Source organism: Streptomyces atriruber (assembly GCF_001418325.1).
GTDB classification, from domain to species: domain Bacteria; phylum Actinomycetota; class Actinomycetes; order Streptomycetales; family Streptomycetaceae; genus Streptomyces; species Streptomyces atriruber.
In genome coordinates, this window is sequence record NZ_LIPN01000029.1 from 40540 (window position 1) to 67104 (window position 26565).

At 66.2% G+C, this 26565-nt stretch carries 31 protein-coding genes and 2 pseudogenes; 9 read left to right on the top strand and 24 right to left on the bottom strand.

Annotation, left to right across the window (positions count from 1 at the left end; translation table 11 throughout):
- The first annotated feature begins 239 nt into the window (after positions 1-239).
- The 3 genes and pseudogenes from AOK03_RS42390 (at position 240) to AOK03_RS03240 (ending at position 2868) form a co-directional block, all read left to right on the top strand.
- Positions 240-728 carry a hypothetical protein gene (locus tag AOK03_RS42390; RefSeq protein WP_157868845.1) on the top strand — a complete coding sequence of 163 codons (489 nt, stop codon included), beginning with the start codon at positions 240-242 and terminating at the stop codon, positions 726-728.
- 143 nt (positions 729-871) lie between these two features.
- Positions 872-1261, top strand: a pseudogene (locus AOK03_RS03235) (glutathione peroxidase); the annotation flags it as partial.
- 59 nt (positions 1262-1320) lie between these two features.
- On the top strand, positions 1321-2868 hold the full coding sequence (locus AOK03_RS03240; protein ID WP_055563584.1) for a recombinase family protein: 1548 nt from the start codon (positions 1321-1323) through the stop codon (positions 2866-2868).
- Here AOK03_RS03240 and AOK03_RS42395 read toward each other — a convergent pair.
- Positions 2843-2980: a hypothetical protein gene (locus AOK03_RS42395; RefSeq protein ID WP_157868846.1), complete on the bottom strand. Its 138-nt coding sequence runs from the start codon at positions 2978-2980 to the stop codon at positions 2843-2845. The two genes, AOK03_RS03240 and AOK03_RS42395, sit on opposite strands and share 26 nt — an antisense overlap.
- Positions 2981-3275: 295 nt before the next feature.
- Here AOK03_RS42395 and AOK03_RS41695 point away from each other — a divergent pair, with 295 nt between their 5' ends.
- Positions 3276-3959: a hypothetical protein gene (locus AOK03_RS41695; protein ID WP_055563585.1), complete on the top strand. Its 684-nt coding sequence runs from the start codon at positions 3276-3278 to the stop codon at positions 3957-3959.
- 933 nt (positions 3960-4892) lie between these two features.
- Here AOK03_RS41695 and AOK03_RS03250 read toward each other — a convergent pair.
- From AOK03_RS03250 to AOK03_RS03265, 5 genes are all read right to left on the bottom strand, one after another.
- On the bottom strand, positions 4893-5555 hold the full coding sequence (locus AOK03_RS03250; protein ID WP_055563586.1) for a class I SAM-dependent methyltransferase: 663 nt from the start codon (positions 5553-5555) through the stop codon (positions 4893-4895).
- A 68-nt stretch (positions 5556-5623) separates the two neighbouring features.
- Positions 5624-6133, bottom strand: coding sequence for a hypothetical protein (locus tag AOK03_RS03255; protein ID WP_055563587.1), 510 nt, complete (start codon positions 6131-6133; stop codon positions 5624-5626).
- A complete protein-coding gene (locus AOK03_RS43045) occupies positions 6130-6357 on the bottom strand; it encodes a hypothetical protein (protein ID WP_167355568.1) in 228 nt (75 codons plus the stop codon). The genes AOK03_RS03255 and AOK03_RS43045 overlap by 4 nt, the downstream gene beginning before the upstream one ends.
- Positions 6354-6545: a hypothetical protein gene (locus AOK03_RS03260; RefSeq protein ID WP_107097909.1), complete on the bottom strand. Its 192-nt coding sequence runs from the start codon at positions 6543-6545 to the stop codon at positions 6354-6356. The genes AOK03_RS43045 and AOK03_RS03260 overlap by 4 nt, the downstream gene beginning before the upstream one ends.
- Positions 6538-6747 (bottom strand): hypothetical protein, encoded by a 210-nt coding sequence (locus AOK03_RS03265; protein WP_055563588.1) that lies wholly within the window; start codon positions 6745-6747, stop codon positions 6538-6540. Before AOK03_RS03265 ends, AOK03_RS03260 begins: the two co-directional genes overlap by 8 nt.
- Positions 6748-6915: 168 nt before the next feature.
- Between AOK03_RS03265 and AOK03_RS03270 the strand changes: the two genes are divergently transcribed.
- The 3 genes from AOK03_RS03270 (at position 6916) to AOK03_RS03280 (ending at position 8843) form a co-directional block, all read left to right on the top strand.
- Complete coding sequence (locus AOK03_RS03270; RefSeq protein ID WP_055563664.1) at positions 6916-7671, top strand: DUF6879 family protein; 756 nt, start codon at positions 6916-6918, stop codon at positions 7669-7671.
- 13 nt (positions 7672-7684) lie between these two features.
- Complete coding sequence (locus AOK03_RS03275) at positions 7685-8536, top strand: helix-turn-helix domain-containing protein (RefSeq protein ID WP_055563589.1); 852 nt, start codon at positions 7685-7687, stop codon at positions 8534-8536.
- Positions 8537-8633: 97 nt separating this feature from the next.
- Positions 8634-8843 carry a hypothetical protein gene (locus tag AOK03_RS03280; protein WP_055563590.1) on the top strand — a complete coding sequence of 70 codons (210 nt, stop codon included), beginning with the start codon at positions 8634-8636 and terminating at the stop codon, positions 8841-8843.
- Positions 8844-8870: 27 nt separating this feature from the next.
- On the opposite strand, the gene AOK03_RS42400 is transcribed toward AOK03_RS03280, so the two are convergent.
- Positions 8871-9032 (bottom strand): hypothetical protein, encoded by a 162-nt coding sequence (locus AOK03_RS42400; RefSeq protein ID WP_157868847.1) that lies wholly within the window; start codon positions 9030-9032, stop codon positions 8871-8873.
- A gap of 159 nt (positions 9033-9191) precedes the next feature.
- On the opposite strand from AOK03_RS42400, the gene AOK03_RS03285 reads away from it, so the two are divergent.
- Entirely contained in the window at positions 9192-9476 is a 285-nt protein-coding gene (locus tag AOK03_RS03285; protein WP_055563591.1) for a hypothetical protein, read from the top strand.
- Between the two features lie 522 nt (positions 9477-9998).
- Here AOK03_RS03285 and AOK03_RS03290 read toward each other — a convergent pair.
- From AOK03_RS03290 to AOK03_RS03335, 11 genes and pseudogenes are all read right to left on the bottom strand, one after another.
- On the bottom strand, positions 9999-10226 hold the full coding sequence (locus AOK03_RS03290) for a hypothetical protein (protein WP_055563592.1): 228 nt from the start codon (positions 10224-10226) through the stop codon (positions 9999-10001).
- Between the two features lie 166 nt (positions 10227-10392).
- Positions 10393-10977: pseudogene (locus AOK03_RS03295) on the bottom strand (N-acetylmuramoyl-L-alanine amidase); the annotation flags it as partial.
- 2 nt (positions 10978-10979) lie between these two features.
- Positions 10980-11471, bottom strand: a complete 492-nt coding sequence (locus AOK03_RS03300) for a hypothetical protein (protein WP_055563594.1) — start codon at positions 11469-11471, stop codon at positions 10980-10982.
- Positions 11458-11640 carry a hypothetical protein gene (locus AOK03_RS42405; RefSeq protein WP_157868848.1) on the bottom strand — a complete coding sequence of 61 codons (183 nt, stop codon included), beginning with the start codon at positions 11638-11640 and terminating at the stop codon, positions 11458-11460. The genes AOK03_RS03300 and AOK03_RS42405 overlap by 14 nt, the downstream gene beginning before the upstream one ends.
- 4 nt (positions 11641-11644) lie before the next feature.
- Positions 11645-11914 (bottom strand): hypothetical protein, encoded by a 270-nt coding sequence (locus tag AOK03_RS03305; RefSeq protein WP_055563595.1) that lies wholly within the window; start codon positions 11912-11914, stop codon positions 11645-11647.
- 8 nt (positions 11915-11922) lie between these two features.
- The gene (locus AOK03_RS03310; RefSeq protein ID WP_055563596.1) at positions 11923-13023 is read right to left on the bottom strand and encodes a hypothetical protein; all 1101 of its coding nucleotides are present in this window, start codon (positions 13021-13023) and stop codon (positions 11923-11925) included.
- Positions 13024-13262: 239 nt separating this feature from the next.
- The gene (locus tag AOK03_RS03315) at positions 13263-14408 is read right to left on the bottom strand and encodes a DUF5047 domain-containing protein (protein WP_055563597.1); all 1146 of its coding nucleotides are present in this window, start codon (positions 14406-14408) and stop codon (positions 13263-13265) included.
- Positions 14409-14424: 16 nt separating this feature from the next.
- Positions 14425-18387 carry a hypothetical protein gene (locus AOK03_RS03320; protein WP_055563598.1) on the bottom strand — a complete coding sequence of 1321 codons (3963 nt, stop codon included), beginning with the start codon at positions 18385-18387 and terminating at the stop codon, positions 14425-14427.
- The gene (locus AOK03_RS43755; protein ID WP_055563599.1) at positions 18384-22703 is read right to left on the bottom strand and encodes an aggregation-promoting factor C-terminal-like domain-containing protein; all 4320 of its coding nucleotides are present in this window, start codon (positions 22701-22703) and stop codon (positions 18384-18386) included. Before AOK03_RS43755 ends, AOK03_RS03320 begins: the two co-directional genes overlap by 4 nt.
- 19 nt (positions 22704-22722) lie before the next feature.
- Positions 22723-23001 carry a hypothetical protein gene (locus tag AOK03_RS03330; RefSeq protein ID WP_055563600.1) on the bottom strand — a complete coding sequence of 93 codons (279 nt, stop codon included), beginning with the start codon at positions 22999-23001 and terminating at the stop codon, positions 22723-22725.
- 14 nt (positions 23002-23015) lie between these two features.
- Entirely contained in the window at positions 23016-23408 is a 393-nt protein-coding gene (locus tag AOK03_RS03335; RefSeq protein ID WP_055563601.1) for a hypothetical protein, read from the bottom strand.
- A 72-nt stretch (positions 23409-23480) separates the two neighbouring features.
- On the opposite strand from AOK03_RS03335, the gene AOK03_RS03340 reads away from it, so the two are divergent.
- On the top strand, positions 23481-23816 hold the full coding sequence (locus tag AOK03_RS03340) for a histone-like nucleoid-structuring protein Lsr2 (RefSeq protein WP_055563602.1): 336 nt from the start codon (positions 23481-23483) through the stop codon (positions 23814-23816).
- 94 nt (positions 23817-23910) lie between these two features.
- On the opposite strand, the gene AOK03_RS03345 is transcribed toward AOK03_RS03340, so the two are convergent.
- From AOK03_RS03345 to AOK03_RS03370, 6 genes are read right to left on the bottom strand one after another with little or no spacing between them, the layout of a single operon-like run.
- Positions 23911-24399: a hypothetical protein gene (locus AOK03_RS03345; RefSeq protein WP_055563603.1), complete on the bottom strand. Its 489-nt coding sequence runs from the start codon at positions 24397-24399 to the stop codon at positions 23911-23913.
- Positions 24399-24815, bottom strand: a complete 417-nt coding sequence (locus AOK03_RS03350) for a hypothetical protein (protein ID WP_055563604.1) — start codon at positions 24813-24815, stop codon at positions 24399-24401. The genes AOK03_RS03345 and AOK03_RS03350 overlap by 1 nt, the downstream gene beginning before the upstream one ends.
- Positions 24816-24817: 2 nt before the next feature.
- A complete protein-coding gene (locus tag AOK03_RS03355; RefSeq protein ID WP_055563605.1) occupies positions 24818-25099 on the bottom strand; it encodes a hypothetical protein in 282 nt (93 codons plus the stop codon).
- Between the two features lie 3 nt (positions 25100-25102).
- Positions 25103-25438 carry a hypothetical protein gene (locus tag AOK03_RS03360; RefSeq protein ID WP_055563606.1) on the bottom strand — a complete coding sequence of 112 codons (336 nt, stop codon included), beginning with the start codon at positions 25436-25438 and terminating at the stop codon, positions 25103-25105.
- A gap of 11 nt (positions 25439-25449) precedes the next feature.
- A complete protein-coding gene (locus AOK03_RS03365) occupies positions 25450-25890 on the bottom strand; it encodes a hypothetical protein (RefSeq protein ID WP_055563607.1) in 441 nt (146 codons plus the stop codon).
- A gap of 31 nt (positions 25891-25921) precedes the next feature.
- Positions 25922-26563, bottom strand: a complete 642-nt coding sequence (locus tag AOK03_RS03370; RefSeq protein WP_157868849.1) for a head-tail connector protein — start codon at positions 26561-26563, stop codon at positions 25922-25924.
- Between the last annotated feature and the right edge of the window lie 2 nt (positions 26564-26565).

A 26565-nucleotide genomic window follows, 5' to 3' on the forward strand; every position in this document is an offset into this window, starting at 1 on the left:
AGACGAAGCCGGGATCGACTCCACGGCTTCGAGCACCTTGACCAGGCGCAGCGCCAGTGCCGCCGTCTCGCTGCCTGCTGACCGGCGCGGCTCTGCGGTGACGCTCACTGGCCCGACTAGTTCCCTCATCAGGAGAGTGGCCGACACCGCTCTGGCTGGAATTCGGTGGTCCGGTGACACTGAGCATGGCCATGTCGCCTTCGGACGGGGGAACGATGCGTCAGCACACGACGAGGAACATGATCCGCAGTGCCCTGGCTCTGGGACTGGCGGCTATCACCGTCATGAGTACCGGAAGCTCCGCATCAGCTGCGGACTACGACGGTTCACGAGGATTCGACATCTCGGTCCCCGGAGCGCGGTTCAAAGGCGTCATCAACTGGAAGGAGACCGATCTGAACCCTCCATCGACCTTCGCCGAGATCGTCAACGCCCAGGTAAGCGATACCGCACCAGACGACTACCGGGCCGTGGCATATGTCCACTACGAAGTGGTGGCCTACGAGTACAAATGCAACACAGAAGACTGGTGCTGGTGGGAAGACGGTGACCGCACCGTGTACGCGAAGAGGTACCTGGGAACCGCGACTCCCCACGGGGACACCAGCCCGGCGAACTGGTCACACGATGCATACCAGGGACGCATAGAGAACGTATGGGTCGGTGTGTGCACCGAACAGTGGCGTACAGAACCCAACACGACGATCCAGTGCAGCGGCTGGAGGTAGTCCTCAGCACTCCTCGAAGCCCACGTAGGCGACTGCAGTGCCGCTGCTGACCTCCCAACGTAAAGGCGCCTCGTTCCGCGGACCCATCTCGGAACAAGGGGCAGGGCACGATGACGGCGATGCGGCGGCGTACGCTCCGCACCATGACCGTTTACGACGCAGTAGAGATCGAGAGCCTCCAGGGCGGGCCGGCGAACCTGGACCAGTACCTGGGCAAGGCCGTCCTGATCGTCAATGTGGCCTCCAAGTGCGGGCTGACCCCGCAGTACTCCGCCCTGGAAAAGCTTCAGCAGCAGTACGCGGACCGCGGCTTCACCGTTCTCGGGGTGCCGTGCAATCAGTTCATGGGCCAGGAGCCGGGCACCGCCGACGAGATCGCGGAGTTCTGCTCGGCGACGTACGGCGTGACCTTCCCCATGACGGAGAAGGTCGACGTCAACGGCGAGGGGCGGCACACGCTCTACACGCGCCTCGTCGACACGGCGGACTCCGAGGGGCACACGGGTGACATCCGGTGGAACTTCGAGAAGTTCTCGGCTTAATTGTGCTGATTCGCTGCCGATGATCAAGCTGTGACACTAGCGTCACCGGCATGCGCCACCGTGTGCTCGACAGCTACGCGCGTGAGTCGGCAGCAGGAGACTCGCGCAATACGTCCATTCTCGGCCAGCACGAGACCAACGCCGGGAGGATCGAAGAACTTGACGGTCGGCTCGGCGAACGCCTGGACGACAAAGGCAAGTCCGCCTGGAAGCCCGGCGTCGTACGCCCCGACTGGGAACGGCTGATCACGCGGCTGGAATCGGGTGAGTCCGACGGCGCCGTGATCTTCGACATGGAACGCCTGCTGCGCACCGTCGAAGACGCCTTCCGTCTCGCCAGCGCAGTCAAAGCCGCATGGGCCGACGGCCGCAAAGTCCTCGTCTACGACTCCGACGGCGAGTTCGACATCACCACGCCGCAGGGCGAGAAGAACTTCTACGACGCCGCCGTCGCCGCGCAGTACTACAGCCACCGCCTCAGCACCCGGGTACGCCGCGGCAACCGCCGCAAGGCCACGCGCGGCGAAGGCCGCCGCGGCCGCTACCGCCCCTCTGGATTCGAGGAGGACGGCGCCACGCCCCGGGAGAGCGAGCGCCCCCACATCCGCAGGGCCGCGGAAAGGGCACTGGAGCCCGGCGCAAAGTGGCAGGACATCTGCGACAAGGCCACGGCGGAAGGCTTTTACTCCCCCGCCCAGATCCATACCGTCGAATGCGCCGTCCGGCGTGCGGCCATCCTGGGCGTCAAATACCGGCAGTACGCCTGTGACTGCCCGCAGAAACCGTGGGAGCCGATGTCGCTGCGCAGTGCCCTGCTCGCCCCGCGCATGGCCGGATACGTGAAGCTCGGCCCCGATCTCATCCTGGGCAGGATGCCCGGCGAGCCGCACCTGGACCCGGAGGTCTGGCAGGCGCTGACCGCCCTGGTGCAGTCGCGCCGCGGGCGGCCCGCCCAGGACCGCTTCCTGTGCACCGGCAAGGAGTGCCCGGTGCGGTGCGGCGACTGCGGCGGGTACTTCGCCGGCATCGTCAACAGCAATGGCCGGGTGTATCCCGACGGCGTCGCCCGCTACTACTACGCGTGTCTGAAGAACGCGAAGGTCAAGGGCTGCGGGCGCACCATCGGCGACTGGCGTGCGGTGGACACGGCCGTGTCCGCCTTGGTCATCGACCGCCTGTCCACGCCGGAGCAGATCGCCCAGATCAAACGGGTCCGGGAAGAGAGACGCGCACAGCGCCAGCCGCACGAGCACAGGATCTCCAAGCTCGAAGAGCTGGAAGGCTACTGGGACAAGCGGCTGAACGAAGGGAAGATCTCCCCGGATCGGCATGCCGCAATGGTGGATGACCTGCACAGGAAGCTCGCGGCCGAACGCAGCAAGCTCGAAGCGCTCGAAGAAGTCCCAGTGCCTCCCCTCCTGGAGGCGAAATCGAGGGAGCGCATCAGGCAGGAGTGGGACGGCGCACTCCCGGCGAAGCGAAGAGAAAGGCTGCATCAGGCATACAAGGGCTTCCATATCGCCATCGCTCCGGGCAGTTCCCGCGAGGACGACGTGCGCCACCGTATATCCGTCAGGCGCATTCCAGATCCGGCGTGACGTCCTCTTCCGTATAGGTCCGCGCCACGCGGCGCAGTGCTTCTTCGGTCATGGGTTCGAGGCTGGCATTCACCGACCGCGCCCACTGGAGGTAGTCGTCGTCTAACGGCATGCATGGCACCCCTTCGAGGTATGCGTGAGTAACCCCTGGCCAGCACACTCCTGGGGGGCAGTAAGTGGATGAAGTTTCTGAGAAACCTCTGTCATAACGGGGACAGCGCTTGCCCTGGCGCCGATAGCCTGAAGAAGTACCCAACGCTTCACGGTGCGTGACTGCTCAACCACTTGGCCGGTACCCGGCGGTCGGTGCGTCACATGTGTCAATCAGCAGTGCAGTGAAGGACCTGTGCAACTAAGGTCAGCGCTGCCACACGTCTGGACCTCTGCCCGCCCACACGGGAGGACCTTTGCCGCTCGCGCAGCCGCGCCGACCAGGGCGGCCCCCGGAGGATCTCTATCTGTGCAGCGGCAGGGACTCCCCTGTCCGCTGCGCCGACTGCGGGGGCTACCTTTCCGCCACCGTCCACCAGCGCGGCGCGGTGTACGAGGACGGCGAAGTCCGGCGCCACTACCGGGTGCTGAAGAGACCGGCCGGCGGGTGCGGCCGGACCGTGGCGGACCTGCGTGCACTGGACAGCGTGATCGGAGACCTGACCGTCCAGCGGCTCACCGACCCCCAGCAGGTGGCGATGATCCGCAGGATCCAGGCCGAGCGCCGGGCGGCACGGGAACCCTACGCAGCCGAGATCGCGCGGCACGAGGAGACCAGAGCCTACTTTGACCAGCGGCTCGGCTCCGGCGCGATCACCACCGCCCAGCACGCTGCGGCAGTAGGAGAGGCGGACGCGGGGATTCTCGCCGCGCGGGCCGCCCTGGACGGCCTTGCCGCTGCCCCCGTGCCCGAACTGGACGAACAGGCGATGGCACGCATCGCCGCCGGATGGAGGAGCGCCACCTCAGCACAGAGATACCGCGATCTGCGCAGGGTGTGGCTGGGCTTCCAGATCTTTGTGACACCCGGATCATCCACCGAGACCGAGGAGCAGGTGCGCAAAAGGGTCTCCCGGCCTAAGCGGACCGGAGCCGCCTGAACTCAGTGAGCCACTCGCCGATGCACTCCAGGGCTTCGACGGCATCGTGTCCCATGGGTGGAAGCTCCCGCACCATCTCGCGGGCCCACGCCTCGTCCTCTTCACGGTCGTCGTCTTCGTTCCCGGCGATCACGGGCGCCCCTCTCGCTTGCTGGTGTCACTTCCAGGGGCGGCAGGGGCCAGGCCTTCCCTCGGATGCAGCTGCGCATCCCGTGCCCCGGGGTTCCATCGAAGGATACGGCCGTGCCGCGCCGTCTCCGGGGCTCGTGCGCTACGCCACGGCCACCCCCCTGGGGGCAGGCGGCCGTGGCGCGGCGCTTCGTTCTTTCGCTTGTGCTACCTAGAATTTGATCTCCGGCTGGGGCCTTCCGTCTGTTCACGGTGCCTGCGGGTTTCTTCAGCCGCGGTCGCAGCTCTACGAGGGTCCGGTCCTAGCGGTACCGGCTGACCCTGCCGGTGATTTCGTCCGGCTCGTGTATAGAAGACGATCAGCCCATGCTTTGCGGGTTTTAGCCGTCTGCCTCGGAGGCTGATCTTTTGTGGTCCACAGCCGGTGGAGGAATATTCCGGCGGCTGCTTGGTGCCCCATATTCCTCCACACGGCCCGGGTGTCAACGTGTCCTTCAATGTCCGATTCATGATTCCTTCGCCCTCCCTGGGCATCGATGGGCCGCAACGTCCGTAACATCTCGCCCGCCCGTCGTCCCCGGCGATCTCCGGCGCACACAGCTGGCATCCGGGCAGATGGCCAGCCACGTGCGCATACTGCACCGTCGCACCGCACACGGTGCGGAGTCAGGGGGTGCGATGGATATATCCGCGCCCGCCCTTCACGCGGGGTGTGAAACGGCGGGCAGGCTGAGGTGCATCTACGCCAAAGAGCCGTGCCCCCGCTCCCCCCGCAAGGGGAACAAGGACACGGCGGGCAGCGCGTCAGACAGAGGCCGTCCCGCCGCGCACGATCAGAGTCCCGATGTGATCCGCCTCCGGGGCGCCCAGCACCATCGCCTCCGCGCTGGTGAATCCTGCCCGCAGCAGCAGCCGCTCCCATACCGCGGGCCGGTAGCTGTAGCGGTAGGTGAACACCGCCTTCCCGGCGAAGCCGCCCTTGTACATGCCCTGCGGCCCGTACGCCCCGGGGATCGCCGGGGGCTGGCTGAACACGAACACCCCGCCGGGGTGCAGCCGTTCACGGACCAGCGGGAACAGGCGGGACGGGTCGGCGAACCAGGCCGCACCGAAGATCGAGTACACGGCGTCGTACATGCGGGTGTCCTCGCGCAGGAAGTCGAGCGCCTCCCCGCACCCGAATTCCGCGCCCGTGTCCGCCCACCGCTCGCCTGTCTTCTTGACCATGACCGGGGAGAGGTCGATGCCGCGGGCAGCGACGCCCCGCCCCGCAAGGTACGCCAGGGCGCGGCCGGTGCCGCATCCGATCTCCAGCACGCTGGCCGGATCACCGAGCAGTTCGGGGCCGGGTCCGTGTCCCTGGTACTGCGTCCAGTTGAAGACCGGTTCCATGCCGTCCTTGAGCGCGGACTCCGCGTACTGGTCCCAGAGTTCGGTCTCTGCGGCGATGTCGTGAGGTACGGGCACTGCGTTCCTTCGTCAGTGGCGGTGAGCCCGCCCCCACTCGGGGGCGTGGGGGCGGGCGTCCTGGGCCGTCAGTGGCTGTCGGGGACCTTGTCGTCGCACGGCGAGCAGTTGGCGCCGTCCACGGCCCACAGCCCCCCGCTGGGCTCGAAGCCCTGGCCGCGGATCACGTCCACGGTGCGCAGTACCAGCCCGTCGGTGCGGCGCTCCACCAGCGGGGCGTGGTGCTTGTAGGCGCCGCTGTTGTAGACATGGCAGAACGCGAAGTACACGGGCGAGTCCAGGATGATCTGGTGCACACCCAAGTCGACGATCTCGCCTACGCCGATGTGCAGGTCGGGGCGCTCCATGGCGGTGACCAGATACATCACGGCGTTGCCCAGGATCTCCTCGGCCCATTGGCGGGTCAGCATGTTGTCGCGCATCAGCAGCGCGACCTCACGGTCCCACAGGTCACCCTCGTTGCCGGGCGCATCGAAGACGTTGTACGTGCACTCCTTCACGTGAGGGTGCACCGCGTTCAGCAGCTCTCGCGGATCCCTGCTCGCGATGGCGAGCGGAGGCTCTTCCAGAATGGTCATGCTTCCTTGCCCTTCTTGAGGGGGACGTCAGGACTGCGGGGCACCTTCGGTCTGCCGCCGTGCTTGCACCCGTGCGCGCAGCGCCGGATGAAGAGAGGCGGTTCGAAGTCGGGGCGCTTGCCCGGCGCGTACACGGGGATATCGTCGCCGGGGCAGAGGCTGCACATGCCGAGCTGGCATTCCGGGGAGAGGTCTTCCGTCCTGAGGGGGCGCGCAGCGGTCATGGCGTCGTCACCGCCCGGCGGATCTCGGACTCTGCGGCGGGCCGGACGCGAGCAGGGTCGGCGTCCCACTCGCGTCCGCCCCCTGGAGGACGGAGCTGGAGATAGGGCCCCTCGTGGCCCATCACCTGCCCGAGCCTCTGCCGCGCTTCGTCGACGGCCAGGTCGCCGGTCTTCACGTCATCAGCCATCGCGGCCTCCTCGCCGGATCGTCTCTGCCAGCCGCATGGCCACTTCCGCGCGGACGCCCCCGAGCTGGATCAGTCCGAGGTTCGGCGATGCGGAGTCGACCCTGAGGGAGGGCAGGACGATCCCCGCCTGCTCAAGTGCCTGCATCAGCACTTCGGTTGCCGCATGCGGATCTACTTCTCGCGGCTTGCGCGTAGTGGCCATGACCAGGACGTTAGAGATGCCGGAGGGGCGGCCGCGAGGCGCTATGCGCGATTATGCGCGGGAGTTGGCCGAAAATGCGGCAGCATGCGCGCCACTTCGGCGGGACGCTGTACCGCAGAGTGCCGGGCGCGGAGATGCTGCACAGATCACGTCCGACGAGAGGACACGATCATGAGGCGTCTGCGCTTCAACGGCACGGGCAGCGGCGTCAACGGCTGCCCCGCGATCCACCAGGACACCGGCACCGGCGAGATCATCGTCCACGGACCGCCGCTGACCGACCCGGAAGACATTGCCCAGCTCCGGCACCTCGGAGCAGGAGAGACCGCGATCGTTGTGCCACCGGAGCTGCTGGTGGACTTCGGCCCGAAGGAGGTTCAGCGCGTGCCCGACATCATCAGCCTCGCCGAGTTCGACCGGCTGTTCACGCAGTTCGAGCACACCGCGTGGCGGCTGGAGACACGGCGGCGGTACGCGAGCGACGAGGTCACGGACACGTACCGGCAGTTCCTCGCCGGGAGCCCCGTCGACTGGACCGGCGTCGATGCCGCGTGGTGCCAGGAGCGGCGCGAGCAGGTGGCGCTGGGCAAGACCTTCGGCCGCGTCCGGATCATCGACCAGCCGCCGACGCCGGGGCAGCTCTACCTGCTCGACAACGCGAGGCGGAACAGCGCGGTCGGCGAGGACATCCGCAGTCTGCAGCGCGGCGACGCCGAGCGGCTGCGTCTGCCCGCGGAGGACTTCTGGATCTTCGACTCACGGCTGGTCGCCCTGCTCGGCTTCGACGATGACGACCAGCTCGTGAACGTGGAGCTGATCACCGAACCGGTGGCAGTGAACCGGTATGCCCAGGCCCGGGACGCGGCCATGCACTACGCCGTCCCGTACCAGGACGCCGTCGCCCGCACGGGCGCGGCCGACTAGCGAGAGTGATGCGGTGAGCACCGACTACCAGCAGGCAAGGGAAACCCTCGGGCTGCGGCTGAGGGAACTGAGAATCAACGCCCCTGGTGGTCGGCTCACCGGCACCGAACTGGCCGTGCGCACGGGCTGGGCACAGTCGAAAATCAGCCGCCTGGAGCGCGGCCAGCAGACGGCCACCCAGGAAGACCTGGAAGCCTTCGCCAAGGAGACGGGCCAGCCGGAAGCCGCCGACGAGCTGAAGGGCATGCTGCGCGGCATAGAGTCCCAGATCCGCCCGTGGCGCCGCCAGCTGGCCGGCGGGCACCGCGCCGTACAGAACGCCCACAACGCGGAGCACGCGAGCGCAAGTCTCTTCCGCGGGTGGGAGCCCGCCATGGTCATGGGCATCCTGCAGACCCCCGACTACGCCCGCGCGATCTTCAACCGGTACGCAGAACTCCAGGGGACACCCCGCGACGCGGACGCCGCCGTCCGCTCGCGCGTGAAGCGGCAGGAGGCGCTGTACGACTCCACCAAGCGCTTTCACATCATCATGTGGGAGGCGGCGCTGCGCGCACTGGTCTGCCCGCCCTCCGTGCTCGCCGCGCAGCTCGACCGTCTGGCCGGTGCCGTCGGGCTCGACACGGTCGAGCTCGGGATCATCCCGTTCTCCGCATCACTCAAGATCCCGGCAAGCACGGCCTTCTGGGTGTACGACGACCGACGCGTGATCGTGGAGACCTGGCACGCGGAGCTCTGGATCGACGAACCCGTCAACGTCCGCACCTACTTGCGCACCTGGGCAACCCTGCGCGAGTCCGCGGTCTACGGCGCCGACGCGCACAACATCATCAACGCGTCGCGGCGGGCGCTCACCGCGCGCTGATCATTCCCGCGACGGGCGGGGCGCACGTCGGCCTGCTCCGAGTGCATGGGCCACCGGCCAGGGACTGAGTACCGTCAGTGCCAGGGAGGGGGACGCCATGGTGACGTTCGACCCGGACAGGAAGAAGACCAAGCGCACGATCTGGCGGCGGATGTTCGGCATGAACCCCGCGGCCGACATCCGCCGCGCGCGGATGGATCACCGCGACGCGGCGGCATCGATCAACGGGAACAAGGCCAGGATCAAGAAGGCACGCAGCGACCGGGCCTACATCAAGCAGCTCAAGAAGGACGGCACGCTGAAGTAGGCGGGCATACGAAAGGGCCCCCGGCCGCTACCGGGCCGGGGGCTTCGCGTCGCCGGGACGCTCGGGGAGGCTGGCGCCGGGCAGCCCGGCATACCAGGCCCACAGCGCTTCGGTGACCTTCGAGCGGTTGGAGTCCGCCGCAGCGGCGGCAGCGTCGACGGCGGCCTTCACCCCGGGCGCGACGCGCACCGAAGCCACCTCCCCGCTTCCCGTCGCGGGGCGTCCGCGCCTCTTGGGCCCCTCCTTTTGTGTCATACAGAAAATCATGACGCACGTCCTTGACGGCGGCAAGGCCCCGCAGGATTCTCGTAATACAGAAAAGGAAAGCGCCGGAACCGGGGAGAGACCATGACATCGCCTGCGATACAGGCCCTGCGCGCCCAGGGCAAAGCCGCCGGACTGCCGCGTCTGTACTGGTCCACCACGTGCGGAGGCGCCGCTTTCGGCCAGGCCGACACCGACGATCCGGCGTTGGAGCGCGCGGCGTTCGAGCAGTGGGCCGATCACCTCGGTGCCCGGCGGTGGCGCGAGACCAGGAGCGGCGAGTACTTGCTGCTTCGCGCCACCGTCACAGCGGACGGCGAAGAGGGTCCGAGCGTGGTGCTCGCGGCCAATGTCTACTCACCCGAATAGGGAAGATCAATGAGCGAGCCCCGCTATGCATGCCGCCAGTGCGGTACGTGGATCTGCTCAGAATGCGGCGGGCAGCGATCGAGCACAGACGTCAGGTACGTCAACTACCCTTGCGGCCGTTGTCGAGGCCGCATCGGCGCACTCATTCCAACCATGCACACAGCCAAGATGCATGCCAAGCACAGCAGCGGCCCACTGCCGACGGCGTATCCCTACGGTGAGCACCCCCCGGCGGAAGAATGGGCTCCAGGCTTCGGCAGCCGGGAAGTCCCACAGCCTCATTACCGAGGCGTGCCTGTCCCAGACGCCGCCCACCTGGATATTGAATCGTTCAGGTGTGGCGTGGACGCGGCACTCAGCCGCCACGCGCAGCCGTAACCCCACGCAAAAGAAGCCCCCTCCGCCCGAAGGCAGAGGGGGCTTGCTGCTGTGCTGGATCACCTCACGGCGGACCGCTTGGCCGCGGCGACGAAGGCCGACCAGGCGGCGGGACCGACGGGCAGAACGCCCGAGTCATGGACATCAGTCCACGGCGGACACGCGCGGCGAGTGCTTCGCCGCCCAGCCGGACACGAAAGTGACGGCCGCGGGGATCAGGGCGAGCGCGAACGGGGCGATGCCGGTCGGCAGGAAACCGATCAGGCGGTCATCGCTCTGCACGGCGGTGAGTACGGCCAGCAGGCCGGTGCTGGCCAGGTAGGCGGCAACAGTGGCGAAGGTGACTTTGTTCTCTACAGACGCGGTGGCCATGACTGCCTCACTTCTTGGGGATCTTCAGTTCCTGACCGGGATAGATCCGGAAAGGCGTCCTGATGCTGTTGGCCCTCGCGATGCTCAGCCACGGCACACCGACCAGAGCGCCGATGCTGGAGAGCGTCTCGCCGACCCGCACCGTGTGCGTCGCCGGCTTCGGCGCCAGCCGGCGCCCGACCCGCTCGCGCATCCCGCCCATGGTGAAACCCCTGGGATCTACCTTCCCCGGCTGCCACTCCAGGTGACCGATGACGGAACGTTCGCTCCAGCCGTGCGCCCGGCACAGTGCCGCCGACACGCGTTCGATCGCAAGCAGCTGGGCCTCGGGCCAGGGGTCGCGGCCGTCGCCCAGGTTCTCGCACTCGAAGCCGTAGAAGGCGCGGTTGCCGTCCGTGTTCGCCTCGTTGTCGGGCGGCAGCGCCGTCTCCGCTATGACCGCCTGAAGGACATCGTCGTCCCCGAGTCCGGCGTGGTTGACGCGGCCGTAGCCGACCAGATGGACGCGGCCGTCCTTTGCGATCATCCCGTGGCACAGCGGACCGGGCAGGCTCTCGTACCCGCTGCGGACGATGCGTACTGTCCGGGCTGTACCGGACGTCACCGTGTGGTGGATCATCACGCCGTGGACCGGGCCCCATGGGCCGTGGCCGGCGCGGTTGTGCGTCTGCCAGCCGCCGACCTGGACGATGCGGACGCCCTCGCCCTTCAGCGTCTCAAGAAAGCGGGGGGCAGACAGAGGGAGAGACATCATTATCCCTTCGGGGTTGCGCCGAACGGCGCTTTGTCACTGGTGAATTCGGCGCACTTCAGCGCGCGATGCCCCTCCCCGATGACCTCGAATGCATGGTCATACGCCTTCGGATCAGACGCCGCCTTGCGGCCCTGCGCGGACTTCGAGCTGAGGAATATTTCGTACAAAGGACAGAAGGCCCTGCGCCTGGTATCCGTCTGCGCCACGTCCAGGCGGCGGGTGAGTGCGTCGATACCGTCGGCATTCCTGTCGACACGGACCAGTGCGATCCCGGATCCGACCGTCAGCGCAGCGGTCAGCGTAAGGCTGATGACCAGCGCCCAGATCATGCGGCGGTTCTGCCGCGACGTCCTTGCCAGTGAGGTGAACTGACGGCCCGTGTCCCGGCCGAGAGATTCGAGCTCTCCGAGCAGCTCGGAGGCTGCCTGTGTCAGACGGTCCAACGGATCCAGCCCGGGGTCCGGGGACTGAGCGCCGTCAGGTACCTGCATCGCTGTCACTCCCTCCCGCCGCCGGAGGCTTCGACTCGGCGCGCAGCTGGCGCACTTCGGCCAGCAGCTCTGCCGAGAATCCCTCCAGCCGGGCGGCGGTCCTGAGCAGTTCCTCGCGTAGCCTTTCCGATTCGGCGAGCAGCCGGTCAACCGGACTCTGCCTCGTCATGAAATCAACCCCTGCGTACCGCTGCCAGGGCGTCAGCGACGGCGCGGTTGGCGTCAGAGATAGCCTGCGCGGCGGTAGCGATTGTTCCGATGTAGTCACTTCGAACCGTTTCGTTCAGCCGACGCAATTCCTCTTCGAGACGGTCGGCCCGCTCCGCCTCCCTGTCGACCGCCGCCTGCAACCGGGTAAACAGAACACGCACCGCGGCTATCGCCATGACGGCGACAGCGCCGACCGCCCCGTACTGGACAAGCACCCCTGTCGCCGGGTCCATGAATTCCCCTAAACGAAATACTCAATTTGGTTGAACGAAATCCATGCCGGGTCATCGACAGTCGGGGTGAACTCGTGATCGTGCGCCTCGGTACCGGTCGTGCCGCCGGGCTGCCCCGCCGTCGCCGATCCGTGCTTGTGCGTGGTGGTGGTGATCGAGTGACTGTGGTCGTTCACCGTTGTCGTGCCGCCGGGCTCGCCGTCGGCCGCAGAGCCGTGCTTGTGCGTGGTCGTCGGCATCGGATGGCTGTGACTCTCAAAGGAGTTGTCACCGATGCCCGTACGCGCCCTCTGGCCGGTCGTGCCGCCGTGGTCGTGCTCGTTGTTGGCGATGCCGTGCGTGTGGCTGCCCTCGTAGCTGACGCCGCCGCCGTGGTCGTGCTCGTTGTTCTCCATGCCGTGACTGTGCGACGCCTCCGACGACGTCGTCCCGCCGCTCGGCGCCGTGGTACCGCCGACCATGAGCAGCTGGCCGTTCGTCTCGACGTCCATCTTCACGACATTGGAGCCGCCGATCGCCGTACGGGTGCAGAGCAGGGGCCGCCGCGCGGACGGCCAGTACTTGGAATCCAGCGTGGCGATCAGCGTGCCCGCGGACCTGTTGGCGACACCCTGCATCTGTACCTTCCAGGACCCGTGATCCCAGACCCGGCGGATCATGACGTTGCCACCGCTGTTGCCGTTGTGAGTGAAGCCCGAGGCCAGGGCGACTGTCGTCCAGGCGCTCTCACTGAACTGCCCGGCGATCTCCCCGAGGGCGACCAGGTCCGTGCCCTGCTTGATGATCAGGACGGTGTCGCCGACCTCGGGCGCATAGCTGTCGATGTAGCGAATGCCGGGAATCTCCGTCGTGTCACCGGAGATCTGCAGACCCAGCGTGGGCGGCACGGCCGTGCTCGCGATGCTGGAGACCGTGCCCTTGCGGATCGTCGCCGGATCGAAGTCCAGCAGCGTCTGCTTCGCGATCTCTGCGGCCAGCTCGCGGATCGCATCGAGCTGCGCCGCGGCGGCAGCTTCAGCCGCGGCTGCGGCCTCCTGCGCTGCCGCCTCATCCGGGGTGACGGGCGGCTCTGCGGGGACGGACTCGCCGGGCTCGGAGGGCGTGGCCATCTACCCCCCCCCTCGGACTGCCTAGCGGTTTCCGTTCTTACAGGCTCGGCATCGCCGACCACCGCGTTTTGTGACGATCAGGTTGCTACCGGTCTTGCGGGCCATCCACTCCCAGCAGTGACCAGCTTCGACGTCACGGTTGACCTTGGCCCACCACAGGGAGACCCGCTGTTCTTTGGGAATCATTCTTCAAGTATGTACGACTTGCCTAAGAATGACACTGTAAGCGCCGGTATCTTCTATCCCGAATTTCGCTTCTGTCTCAAAGAAAGACTCTGTGTACCTTTTGCATCAAGCGGCACGTTGAAGCTGTCCACCACGTACAGCCCGGACACGTGCGACCGGGCGCGGACCACTTCGACGACGGCGCCCGCCTCGTAGGCCGGGTTCACGATCCCTGAGATCGAGAGCTGCGAGGAGAAGCCCAGCAAGTTGCGGAGCAGCTGGTCAGCGGTGGCCTGCGCCTCTTCCTGCGTCTTGATCAGCTGGTCGGTAATGAACTGCGGCACCTCGCCGTACGGACCCAGGTGATACGTCGCGCTGGTCGGCTCTTCGTCCCACGCGACCGCGCGCACGGCGGGCAGCTCGTCCCCCGGTGACTCCCCCGTGATCACGACCCCGTTGAAGCCGGGCTCGTCGGTGAGCACACGGGACAGATCGAGCATCGTGCACCGCTCGCCCTCGATGTAGGTGAAATCCGGACTCGGCAGGGCGTCGATGTCCGGTGGCGGCGCGATGACCACCCAGCCCTCGACGTCGAAATAGATGTCGCAGCCGAGCGACTGCGCGAGGACGGTGACGGCATCCCACGGGTCGTCGGCGACGTCGTACAGCCGCGGCGCCGTCGTAGTCCTGGTGGTGCTGATCGCGTCATAGCTCAGATCGTCGAAAGTCCTCGCGAGAATCGCCTTGATCGCGTCGATGATGTTAGTGCCGGTCTCGATGACGTACGGGCTGATGAACTTGTCCCTGGCCACCGTCCTTGAAAGATCGAACGCCTCAAGCTGGATGTCCGGGCTGCCGCCCGTGCCGTCCGAGATGTTCACCTTGGCCAGGCGGAACACGCCCAGAGGGAGGGCCTCGATCTCGCCATCAGGGTGCTCCGGTGTAGGGGCGTACCGAACGCCCCGGTAGGGGCGCAGCTCCGTGCCGTACGGCGTCAGCAGTGACGTCACGTCGCTCGGGACCAGCGTGCCCAGAGGATCTACGCAGGAGGCCTTGCACGTCCGCCGGATCGCGGCAGTGCGGTCGCAGGAGACATCCCCCCCGATGGCGGGCAGCCGCACCCGCTCCTGCGTCGGGGAGATCACCTCAATAAAGGAGTAGACCGTGTGGGACCGGCGGATCTCGGAGAGCAGGCGGGCCGACGCGCGCTGTACGGTCACCGGCCCGCCCCCCTCGCTACTCGGGTGCGGCGACCTCGACGAAGGTCAGCTTCACGAAACGGATCGGGTCGACGAACCGCTGCCCGCTGACCTGGACTTCCGCAGAGATATCACCGACCGGACGCACCCACCATGCGTGATCCACATTCGTCTGGAGGAAGAGCGTGCGGCCGGACTTCAGGAGTCTGCGCAGCGGCGCGTACTCCTCCCGTCTGAGGATGAGCGTCAGCTCGATCGCGTCGCCCTTGTATCCCTCGGACACCACGACCGGCCGGTCCTCCCCCAGCGGCTGGTACATGACGGATGTGCCCGTCGTGCCGACCTGGACAGGCTCCGCCTTCACTCGCAGCGGAATGTTGCTGGCAGGATTCGTGATGTCCTTCAGCCACCAGTTCACCGCAGTGAGGGAGACCTCATCAGAGGGCGGACCGAAGCCCGACACGAACCGGTCGCCGGCCAGACCGTACGAAGTGGTCTGCGCCCGGTAGCGCCGGTTGACCAGCGGAATCACCGTCTGGTCCGTGTAGGTGGCGATCCCGGAGAGCGGATCGTAAACGGGCGGGCTCGTGTCCAGGCCGGGCAGCACCTGCCAGTCGCCGTATCCGGTGCCGTCATCGTCCGCGTACTGGATCACCGGCGCGTGCCAGACCGCGTGCGTGCTGCGGCCCGTGCCGTTGCGCCACACCCCCGAGGATCCGAGCATGATGCCGATGCGGTCGAAGTACACGAGGTCGCTCACCGCGCGGTCCGTGACCGCAACCTCGCCCTTGATGCGGGTCGTGCCCTCCGGGATGTCGTACGTCCCTGCCGACTTGACCCAGGCGGCCGTGCCGAAGCTGGTCCCCTGAATTGTCTGCGAAGAGACCAGCTGGTTGGCCCGGTAGAAGGAGAGCGTCAGGTACGGCGTCCCCGACGTGCTGCCGAGGAACGCCGACGTGAACGTCACCTTCTGTCCGGCCAGCTGCAGGATCTGCGGATCGATCCCGGAGATATCGACCGCGTCCGGCATCGTCGCCACCGTGCGGCCCGCGACCAGCGGGACGGCCGGCTTGATCAGACCGATCCACGACGCCGCGCTGTTGATGTCCGTCCCCGAGCCCGGCGTGAACGCACCTGTCACCGACGTCGCGCCGACGGGCACCACGCCGTTGGAGTCGTACACCCCGGTCGTCAGCCACGGATCGGCAGAGCCGACCGTGGTGTCGTTGCGTTCGGTCTCGTTCGCGCCCGGCGCCGGTGCGGAAGGCAGCGGCTTGATGATGCCGATCCAGCTCGCGCCCGCGTACCAGTTGCGGGATAGGTAGCCGGTCCGCGAGTGCGAACCGGTGCCGACCGGACCGTTGGAGTCGGCCATCATCAGCGTCGCCGTGCGGTACTGCCAATAGCTGACCTGGTATTCAGCGGTGTTGTCCGACCGCTCCGTCACCTCCGACGTGGCATACCAGGACGTCGCATAGTCGCCAGACGCGCCGAACGCACTGATACGCCAGGCCCTGCTGTCCGTGTTCGTAACACTGGCCGTCGTGATGGTGTTGCCGCTGCCGGACTGGCTCGTGTTCTCCGACACGAACTGATTCGCCGCGGTGTCCGCGTTCCGGTAGGCACTGACCTGCGTCACGATCGGCTTGACCGTCGCCGACAGAGTGCCCGTCCAGGACGTCGGCTCGGATGATCCGGCCGTCCGCTTCAGTACCGCGAAGCGCAGGCTCGCCGTGCCGTCGGACTCCGTGACTTGGCGGACCACTGTCCAGCCCGAGGGGGCCGTCAGCGTCGCGATGACCGTGTCCGAGATCGCGACCGTCGCGATCATGAGGTCACCGGAGACAACGCCCGAGGGGCGGTTGATGACGTACGACGTCGTGTTACTGGTCGTCGTCCACTCGGTGCCCCTGCCGACGTACGCGATGTCGGCGCTCGATGTAGGAGGCGCGATGTTGGCGACCATCGAGCCACCGGTCACGTTGTCGCTCACCGCGAACGCAGAGATCCGCCACGCGTTGACGTCGGTGTTGTTGAGCGTCGCCGACGTCAGGTACAGCGGCGTCCCCGTCGCCCTGGTCAGCACGCCTTCAGCGATGAACTGCTGCGCAGCGTCGGCGGCGCCGCTGTACGCGACGACCACGGCGTAGCGCCGGGTGCTCGCCACGCTCAGGCTGCCGTCCGTCCACGTCGACGGCTCGGAGCCGCCCGCGGTGCGCTTCAGGACGAAGAGCGCCGTGTCAGTCGACCCGTCGTCGACCGACGCCGTGTTCACCGCCGTCCAGCCAGCTGGCGGCGTAATCGTGCTGTGCTGACTGGAGCTGACGAAGGCCACCATGAGATCGCCCGTCACGACGCCCGCGGGCTTGTTCAGCGTGAAGTCGGTGCCGCTGGTCGGCGACGTAAAGGCGGTGCCCGTGGCGCGGAGAGCCAGCGACGGAGTGATGCCCGTGTAGGTCAGCCGCTTCGTCAGCGTGCCGTGGCTGCCCGTACCGGTGACCGCGACGCGGCTGATGGAGCTGCCCGTACCGGCGACCCAGTTGTCCCCCACCGGGTCGTCCCCCGTGGCGGAGAAGGCACTCAGGATGTTGCGACTCGCATGCCCGCCGTCCGACCAGGGAGCGCCGGCCCCGTACATCAGGCCGACGTGATCGGCGTAGTGCACCTCTGCGTTCGCGGGGCCGGCCACCTCGATCTCTGCCCGGGCGTACACCGTCGCCGCGGGGGACGTATCTGTGGCCACGACCTCGGTCCACGTACTGGTGGAATCCGTGCCGCTGTTGCTGATCGTGCCCGCGATGGCGGTGAACGTCTCGTCGTAGAAGCGGACGCGGACGCTGCACGTCCTGGCCGTGGCTGCGGCGCGCAGCTGCGCCCGCACCGTGACCGGGGAGTCCGGCGCCAGCTCCACAAAGGGCGACAGCACCGACATCGCGGCAGCGCTGGACGCCGTCAGCTTCAGCGACGCGACACCGGCGAAGTACACGCTCGTGTCCTGCGCCGCAGTGCAGTTCGTCGTCGTGTACTCGGGCGCATCGGTCAGCGTCTCGAAGTCGGCGGACTGCACGGAGAGCAGGTTCGAGCTGTCCCGCAGCGTCAGCGCCACCGCGGACGCGTAGCTGTCCGGGACGACGCTGACCACGCCGATGCCGGGCGTGCCGGACACCGTGTTGTCATCACCCGGCACACCGGGGCTCGGCCCCTGGACGGAGAACTGCCGCCCTACCCAGACCGACTTGGCGCCGAAGCTGGAGTACACCCGCACGTACACGGCGTAGTTGTCCGGGTTGATGCTGGTCGGCAGCGTCTGGGACGTGATGTCGCCCTCGACTGTCGTTGCGTAGACCGGCGCCGTCTTGCTGGGGCTGAACGTGGCCTCGGCTTCCTGGATCGCCGTGAAGATCCGGTACTCGGCTTTCGCCTGCGGGTCCCCGTCCGCCTGCGCGTACGTCCAGCTAATCGTCGGCGACGGCGTGAGCACCGTGCCCGTCGGCGCCTCCACCGTGACGGTGGGCCGCACGCGGTAATTGATCTGGCACCAGACCTTGTAGACCCGGATGCAGTCAAAGACCGCGGACACCGAAAAGCACTGGCACAGAAGCTTGTTCAGCCGGTGAATGTCCCACGGGTGCCCCAGCGGGTCCCGCGTGTACGTGGCCACCTCATAGGTGGTCGGCGTCGTCGTGGGGTAGATGGTGCGGCTCGTGAACTTGCTCGTGTCGTCCAGGCAGACGACGTTGACCGTGATCGAGCGCGAGCCGCTGCCGACCTTGGCACACCGGATGTAGATCGTGACGCTGGTGATGACGGCGCCCTCGGGGACCGTGCTGATGTCCACGGGAAACCTGACGCAGGCCCGCCCCTTGTGGGGCGGGTTGCGGCAGTACTTGCTGTCGTCGTCGTTGTTCCAGCAGTGGAACAGCCTGCTCACCAGGGAACCGACCAGCGACCAGCCCTCATTGCGGTAATCGTCATTGCAGATGTGGGCCAGTCCCGTCACGGCCGCCTCCCCACTCCCTGCTTGATCGCCCTCGTCAGCGTGGGGACCAACTCGCGTTGCAGCTTGTCGACCGTGCCCGGCGTCGCATTGCCCTGGACGGTGACAGGCATGTTGACCTCGACCGTCGTACCGCCGCCGCGGCCGATCAGGTCGGACAGCGGATCGATGCGTTCGCCGCCGCGCAGGTTGATGACCTCCGGCTCGTGCTCGCCGACGACCGCCGGACCACGGCTCGCTCCGGGGGTCCCGAGGCCGTACCAGTTGTGCGACTGCTGGAAGCTATTGGCCTTCGACGGATTGCCGTACCGCGACTTGATGTATCCCAGACCCCACTTGATCTGCGTCGCAGGATTGGTCTTCCAGTCCGCCCCTGCGCTCTTCATCTTCGAGCCGGGCAGCGCCTGCGGGATTCCGTAGGCGTCACTGGACGGGTTATCGGCGTTCCAGCGCCAGCCCGACTCACGGGTCCACAGTGCCTCCAGAGCGGACCAGTGGGAGCCCCAGCCGCGGGCGGCATTCAGGCTCTTGCCGGTCGCCTTGGCGGCCGCGACGGACTTGCCACTGGTCACGCCGCCCTTGTAGGTGTCCGGTCCGTTGTCCGCCAGGCCATTGCGTCCCGCATGGAACGCCTTGACCTGCTGCTTGGCTGCGGCTGACGCCGTCGGGTCGCCCACGGCGATGCCGTGGATGTGCGGGCTGAAGCCTTCGGCGGGAGTGCGCCTCCACGCCGCGAAGCCGGACGACCGCATCGCGCCGACGATGGCGTCCTTGGCGGGACCGAGGTCGATGGCGCCGCCTCCGGAGTGCGTACCGGCGGACGCGCCGACGCTGTTGGAGTACGACCCCTGGAATGCGGTGAACGCCGTATTGGCGATCTTCTCGGCGTGGTGGAGCATCGCGGCCGTGCGCCTGTTGACGACGACGCCGCGGTAGGTCTGCTTGGTGCCGTCGCCGTCCTTCCACTTGGCCCACGGGATGAAGCCACCGCCGCCGTCTTCAGGGACGTCGTTGTCACTGACCCACGACTTGGCGACTTCGCCGATCTTCGCGGGAATCCCGACGGCCAGCTTCTCCAGGCCAGTGTCATTGCCCGGGACGATCTTGCGAATGACGGACTGGGCGCCCTTGACCATGGCGTCGACGGCCGCGCCGAAGGGACCGGAGATCGCCCCCAGGGCCAGGTCCTTCAGCTTGCCGACGGCGCTCCCGATCGCGCTGCCGATATTCCCGATGATCCCGTCCGGCACCAGGTCGGGGCCGGTGTCCGGACCCCAGCCCGACCCGAAGATGCCGCCGCCGTCCTTGAAGCGGTGATCGCTGTCGCCGTAGGTGCGCACGTTCGCGCCGCCCATGGCCCGGCGCCGCAGCGCCGCGACAGCCTCGTGCCCTCCGGCTCCGGCAACCTCCTTCGCCGTCCACACGTGCTCCCCTGCGGAGAGGCGTGCGACGACCGAGTCGGCTGTTCCCGATCCGGGACCACTGACAGGGCCGCCCTCGCGGAATGCGGGCAGCTTGAATTCATTCAGCCTCGGCGCCGAGAAAACTCCGGCCACAGCGTTCCAGAGTTTTACAATTCCGCCGTTGTAAACGACATCGACGACCGCCTGTATGGGCTTACGGACAAGCGCCTTAATCGAATCCCAGGCTTTGCCGAGCGCCTTCGCCCCTGCCTCGAAAGCGGCAGGTATCGTCTTGGTGAAGAAGTTACTGACAGGATTCCAGAAGGTATTCCGCAGCCACGTGGACCCGGCGCTGAAGATTTCCCGTATCCTGTCCCACAGCGCACTGGCCGCAGCGGCTATGCCAGTTGCCGTCGTCTGGAAGAACGTACGTATCGCAGTCCAGCCCGTATTCCAGATGCCGGTCACGGCCGTGATGAATGCCTGAACCCCAGCTCGCAGCGCATTCCATGCGGCTGCCGCGATCGCAATGATCGAACTGGTGATCGTCTGGAAGATGTTTCGTATCGCCGCCCAGGCGGTGTTCCACAGGTTCTGCAGCGCCGTCAAAAATACCTGGAAGGAGGCTCGGAACGCCGCCCACGCTGTGGACGCAATCGCCTGGATGGCCGTCCAGGCTGCACGGAAAGCTGCAGTGAAGACGGCAGCGAAAGTATTGAAGACAGCGAGCAGGAAATTCAGGAATGCCTGCCACTGCGTTCGCATCAGATTCCAGATGGCAACACCTGCGGCCTGAATGGCACGCCAGGCCATTCCCCAGTTGCCGGTGAAGATAGCCGTGAAAGTCAGGAAGATGGCAGTGACCGTCGCCCAGAGCGCCTGCCATGCAGCCCTGAGGATGCTCCAGAATCCCGTAGCGGCAGTGACGATGAGATTCCAGGCGCCGGAAAATATCGCACCGAATGTCGCGTAGAAGATGTTCCAGATTCCGGTCACGGTGGCCCAGAGGATTCGCCAGGCTCCGGTCAGAAGTGTCCAGGCCAGCTGCGCCGCGCCGGACAGTAGCGCCCAGCCGACCTGCCAGGCAGCCGACAGAATTGCCCAGCCGACCTGATAGACGCCGACGATCGTCGCCCACACCAGCCGCCAGGCAGCCACAAGGAGACTCCAGACCGCCGACGCCGTATTCACCGCACCCGTCCACGCGGCGATGAACGTCGGCCCGAACAGCGACCAGAAAACGTTCCAGACGAATGTGGCTGCGGTCCACAACCCCGACCACGCGGCGCTCAGGACGGCCCACGCGTTCTGCGCCGAAAGCTGAAGCTGCGGCCAGACGGTGTTCCACATCGTCATGAATGGAGCGATGAATCCCTGCCATGCGAAGGTCAGGGCGCCCCATACTGCGTTCCACGCCGTCGTCAGTCCGCCGAGGAAAGCCGACCAGCCGGCTTGCAATGCGCCCCAAACGGTCGCCGCGGACTCCTTGATCCAGTTCCAGATCTCCGACCAGTGCAGCGCGATGAATGCCAGCACCCCGAGGGGGCCGAGCAGCAGCAGACAGAACTGCCCCCACCCTGCCGTAAGGAAATTCCACACCGTGAGAGCCACCGCCTTGATGGCAGCCCACGTGGCATTCCACGCCGTCTTCAGCGCTGCGAGGACCGTGTCCCAGTTCTTGACCAGGAAGTAGATACCGACACCCAGAGCGACGAGAGCCGCCACGATGATTGCCACAGAAAGCGCCGCACCCAGCAGTGCAATACCGAGGCTCGACGTCGCTAGAGCTAGGGCCGTCGTCACGACTGCGGCAATACCGGCCGCGACGTTGTACAGGAGCAGAGCAGCGCGCCACGCGAGAAAACCCCGCACGAAATTGGCCAGCATCTCTGGAGGAATCGACGCAAGAACCTTCATGAAGACCGTCAGGACGCTGAACGAATCACCGCTCAGCGAGACTGCGGCCTTGGCCACATTTTCGAGAGCCTTCACGAATGCAGCAAGGAACTGCCCCACTCCCGGCCCGACGGAATGGACCTGATCCAGAAACCTCTCGAATCCGCCGCCAGTTGCCCATCCCGCAAGATTCTCGGCGCCGCGCGCCAGAGTCTCCACGACCCGGTTACCGTAGGGAAGGAAATCACGGAATCCCTGCCCGAGCACCGTGACGACACTGCGCCCGATACGGATGAACTTCTCCAGGGCGGGAACGCCCTGCGCCACCATCGTGTCGATGAACTGGTCCAAGCCCGGACCGTCCATCCATGCCGCAAAATCCTTGGCCAGCCTGGTGATGACCGGGCTGGTCGCCTTGATGAGCGGAACGAATTTTTCGAAATTGCGAGACAGGGCATCCATCACGATCGAGACGGGACCCAGCGTGTCCTTCTCGGTCGCCTTGATGAAGTCTGACCACGCCAACTTCATATTCGACGTGGACTTCACATACTTCTGCTGCGCGGGAGTCAGTCCGTCGATGATGGTCTTGAGGTTCTTCTTCGCAGCGTTGACCTTCTTGAGCTGCTCCTCATACGCCTTCGTGCCCGGCGTCAGGCCGGCGAGCGTCTCTTTCTGTTTTTCGAGGGAGTCCCTCGCGCTCTTCGTCGCCTTATTCGTCGACTGGATCGCACCGAAAAGAGCTCCCCCGAAAATGCCCGCAGTGACTCCAGCCGCCGTGCTGGCCGCGGCGAGGCCGCCAGCCACACCCGCCGCCGCGGTCGCTATCGGAATCAACGCAGGACCGAAAGCCAGAGCAGCATTCGTCGTCGACGTCAATATCTTGGTGATATTGCCTGCCGACTTCTGCATACCGGTCAGGCCGTTATCGAAGTCCTGGATGTCCCGGCGGGCCCGGCGCATCCCCGCGCCGCTGTAGGTCGACGTGATGGCGAACGTGAGGGATGTGATCGTGGCCACCGCACACCGCCCCCGCTGTTCAGTTGTCGTCGCCCTCCTCTACGGAGGAAGCGTCACGCTCGTACAGCTCATGCGGGCGCGGATAGTGACTCGGCTCCGGAGCAGGGTTCTTCTTGTGCTTCTTGTCCGTGAAGTGGGCCGCACCCGTCATGCGGTTGAGCGTCTGCACCTGCTCATGCAGGGCGGCCAGAACACCCGCCAGGTATGAGTCATCCACCGGTCCGGCGTAGCGCTCGTACGCCGCCCATTCGGCCAGCTCACGGGAATCGATCCGCTCCAGCAGCTCGCGGACCGTCATCCCCAGAACCTTGGCTAGCCGGAAGTAGAGTCCTCGCTCGGGGCGTCGTCGAAACCCTCGGTCAGCTCCTCGACATCGCTCTCGCTGAAGCCGTTCAGCTTCTGGCAGGCATCGAACACGCGGGAGAGGGCGGCGGCCGACTTCTCCCCCAGGGGCTCGATGTCCGGAGGGCTGAACATCAGCTCGCCGTTCTCGTTGACAACGCACTTCGCGATAAGCTTCGCCCTGAAATTCTTGAGGTTCTGGCGCTGCTTGCCGCCCTTGGTCTCCACCATGGACTGCTCGAAAGCGTCCCGCTCCTTGCCCTTCAGGGTCTTGATCCGCACGTCGCCGCCCCACTCGGGGACGGGGACGTCCTCAGTCTTGAGGTCGTCGGCCTTCAAGATCTGTTCGCGGGAAAGCAGCATTGCATTACCTTTCGATCACGGGTTTTGAAATCTCAGGGCTGACTGGGCAAGAACATGGGGTAGCATTCGGCCATGGCCCAGAAAATTGTGACCACCTATACCGACGACCTCACCGGCGAAGCGTCGGAAGAGATCGGCACGCACACAATTCTCGTAAACGGCGCAGGCGTAGAGATCGACCTGACACCGGAGAATTACGAAGAGCTCCTCGAGAAGCTCGCCCCGTACCTCAACGCCGACGGAGCCCGCCGCGTGCGGGGCACCGCAGGCAAGAGCAAGCAGCGCAAGGCAGGCGGAAGCCAGGACACCGCCGCCATCCGCGCCTGGGCAAAGGAGAACGGGTTCGAGGTCAACGACCGCGGCCGTGTCCCCGCGTCGGTGCGCGAGGCGTACGAGAAGGCCAGCTGACCAGACGGAACAAAGCCCCCGGTCCGATGCCGGGGGCTTTGCTGTGCGCGGAGACCGGCCGGGGTACCCGCGGACCCCGGCCGGCCCGCGCCGGTCAGCCGCGGCTGGCCGCGGCGACCGTCTCTGCGGCGTCCTCCAGGACACGGGTCAGTTCGCGGGTCATCTCCGGCCGGTGCTCCGCGATCGTGGAGCGGAACCACGCGCCACCGGTGTCCTGGTGGACCCATTCGTGACGGTTACCGAAGACCGGGTGGCGCCAGCCGCGCGGATCGTCCAGGTACAGCGGCAGCATCCGCTCCTGCGGGTCCCGCATCCCGGTGACGATACGGACCCCCAGGCCTCGCCCCGCCCCCGCCTGGATCGCGACGCCACGGGCAACGCGCGAGCGCAGCCCGGTGTGCTTACGGCCGTGGACCGGAAGGGAGCGCACACGCCGCTTGGCGTCCTCGGCAGCAGGCTTGGCCGCATCCCGCATCGCCTTCCGCAGCCGCGACGGAAGGTCGTGGTCGACGTCGCGCAGGGCAAGGGCCACCCGCCGCCACTCGTCACCCAGGTGAACGTTGTACGTGGCGCGACTGGCCATCAGCTGGTCGCCATCGTGACGCCGGTACGCTGCGTCGGGAAAGTGACCTCGGTCTCGGAAAGGTCGCCGACGTCACCGGAAAGCGGCTGGTACTCCAGCAGAATGCACGTCGCCGTGTAGCTGGGATTCGACACCGACACCGCCGACGCGGTGGGCTTGACGACGACAGTGAATTCCGTCTCGTTGTTCCACAGCGGATAGAGCGTGGCGTTCACCTCACCGGCAGCGAAGTCCTGCTGGAAGTTGACGGTGATCGCGTCGTCCTTCAGGCCCGCGACGCGTTCGCGGCCCTGGCCGGAGAAATTCGTTGTCTCGATTTCGTCCTTGACCAGCGTGATCTCGACAGATGACACATGGTCGGACAGATCCACCGAGTTGACGACGATGCTGCAATCCCGAAGGACCAATTTGGCCATCGCTAAACACCTTCTTCCTTGATGGTGGCCACCGATGGCCGGTTCATTTCCGGCGCGGGCTTGACATGCCCGGCTTCGATAAGATCCCGCTCCTGGGCATCAGTAAGGGCGAGCGTCACCCGCTCGCCCTTGGTCTTTCCGCCTACGACTTTCGGCCCGATGACCTCGAACTCCCGCGGCGTCTGCTCTTCCCTCGGGATACGCAAAGACCGCCGCGGCTGATCTGCCGGGCGGTCCTGTACGGGGAGCGGTTCGGGTATCGGGCGGCTATCCGCCCTGGCCATCGCTCATCGCCTCACTACGGCCATCGTCACGGCCGTCTGCTGACTGGTGGTAACCGTGGCAAGGCCGGTGACGGAATCCTGATAGGACCGGTAGAGCGGAATACGCAGCTCTGACATGGTCACGTTGCCGATTCCGAGCGTGTAGACCTTGTTCGGCACGGTGTCCCCGTTGTCGAGGACGCCCTTGCCGAGGACGGTGACCGTGGTGGTAGCAGAATGAGTGCTGCGGTATTCGACCCAGACACGGTCACCGATCTCGCACGTATCGGAAGCGGTAGCGGCCGTGAATGTGGGAGCCGTGCCCGCAGGCACAATGACTTGAGTTGTCCTGAGGGACATTGCTGCCTCGCTTAATTGGGAGTGCGCACCGTGAGACGCACGACAGCGCCCACATGCTGAATACCGGCCGTCATGAAGCTGCCGCCGTACTCGCGGATCCCCTCCGCATGGGCGTCCGTCCCGTCGTCCAGTCCGAGAGCCGGATTCTGATAGATGATCTGCCGGAGACTCTTCGGGCCGCTGCCGGTGACGTACTGATCGAGGCTCCTCTGCGCGAGGGATCCGTCAGTGCGGGCCACGAGGACATACAGGTCCAGCGTCCAGACATCCATACCCCGGCCCATGGCGCCGTTGAAGTCGCACGCCATTCCGCTCAGCGAGGTTCCCGCGGGCATAACAACGACCGCGGGAACCTGCTGGACATCCGAAACTTCGGAATACACATTCAGTTCCGGAATTTCAGACTTGACCGTCGCCTTCAGCGCAGACCTGATATCAGTGAGGGATGCCATGTCACCTCACTCGTATAGGGTTGCGGGAAACTCATCCAACCATCACGGCATTACGGATGTAAGGACCAAGCTTTGTGCGAGCCATGCGGTTGTCCCGCACCCGGACCACCCCGAATTGATCCATTCCGGCAACACCGAATGGTGCATCCTTAATAGCAAACGTCTCGGCCGCCATGATCAGACACGCCTGCTTCACTGGAGGCGGTACGGAATCCCAGCCCCACTTTGCGGTAACCCTCAGCCCATACCGATCAAGCCGGTAGCGGCCTGCGGAAGTGGCGCACACCTTGGAGTACGGCCAGCCTGATTTGCCGTCAACCACCCCGTTTAGCGGGCGCAGCCGGTAGTCCGCCGTATCCCACGGGATGGAGAATCCAGAACCGCTCTCAATGACGAGTCCGGTCGTGGTCCAGAAGTCGTCGACGTCTGCCCACGTCGCAGTGCCCGCGTCATACTCACGAGCCGTAACAACGATATCCTTATTGAACTGCCGGTTACAGTGCGCCTCGATCTCGCGACTCGCGGAATCAAGGGCCTGCGACAGCACGGCGTCGTACGCGTCGCTGTCCTGTATGGACTGACCCATATACGCCTTGAGTTCTTCCAATGAGGCATAGGGAGCGCCCATATTTGCCACGCTCCCCGTCATGCGAATTTGCGCGGTGGGCGGCATGG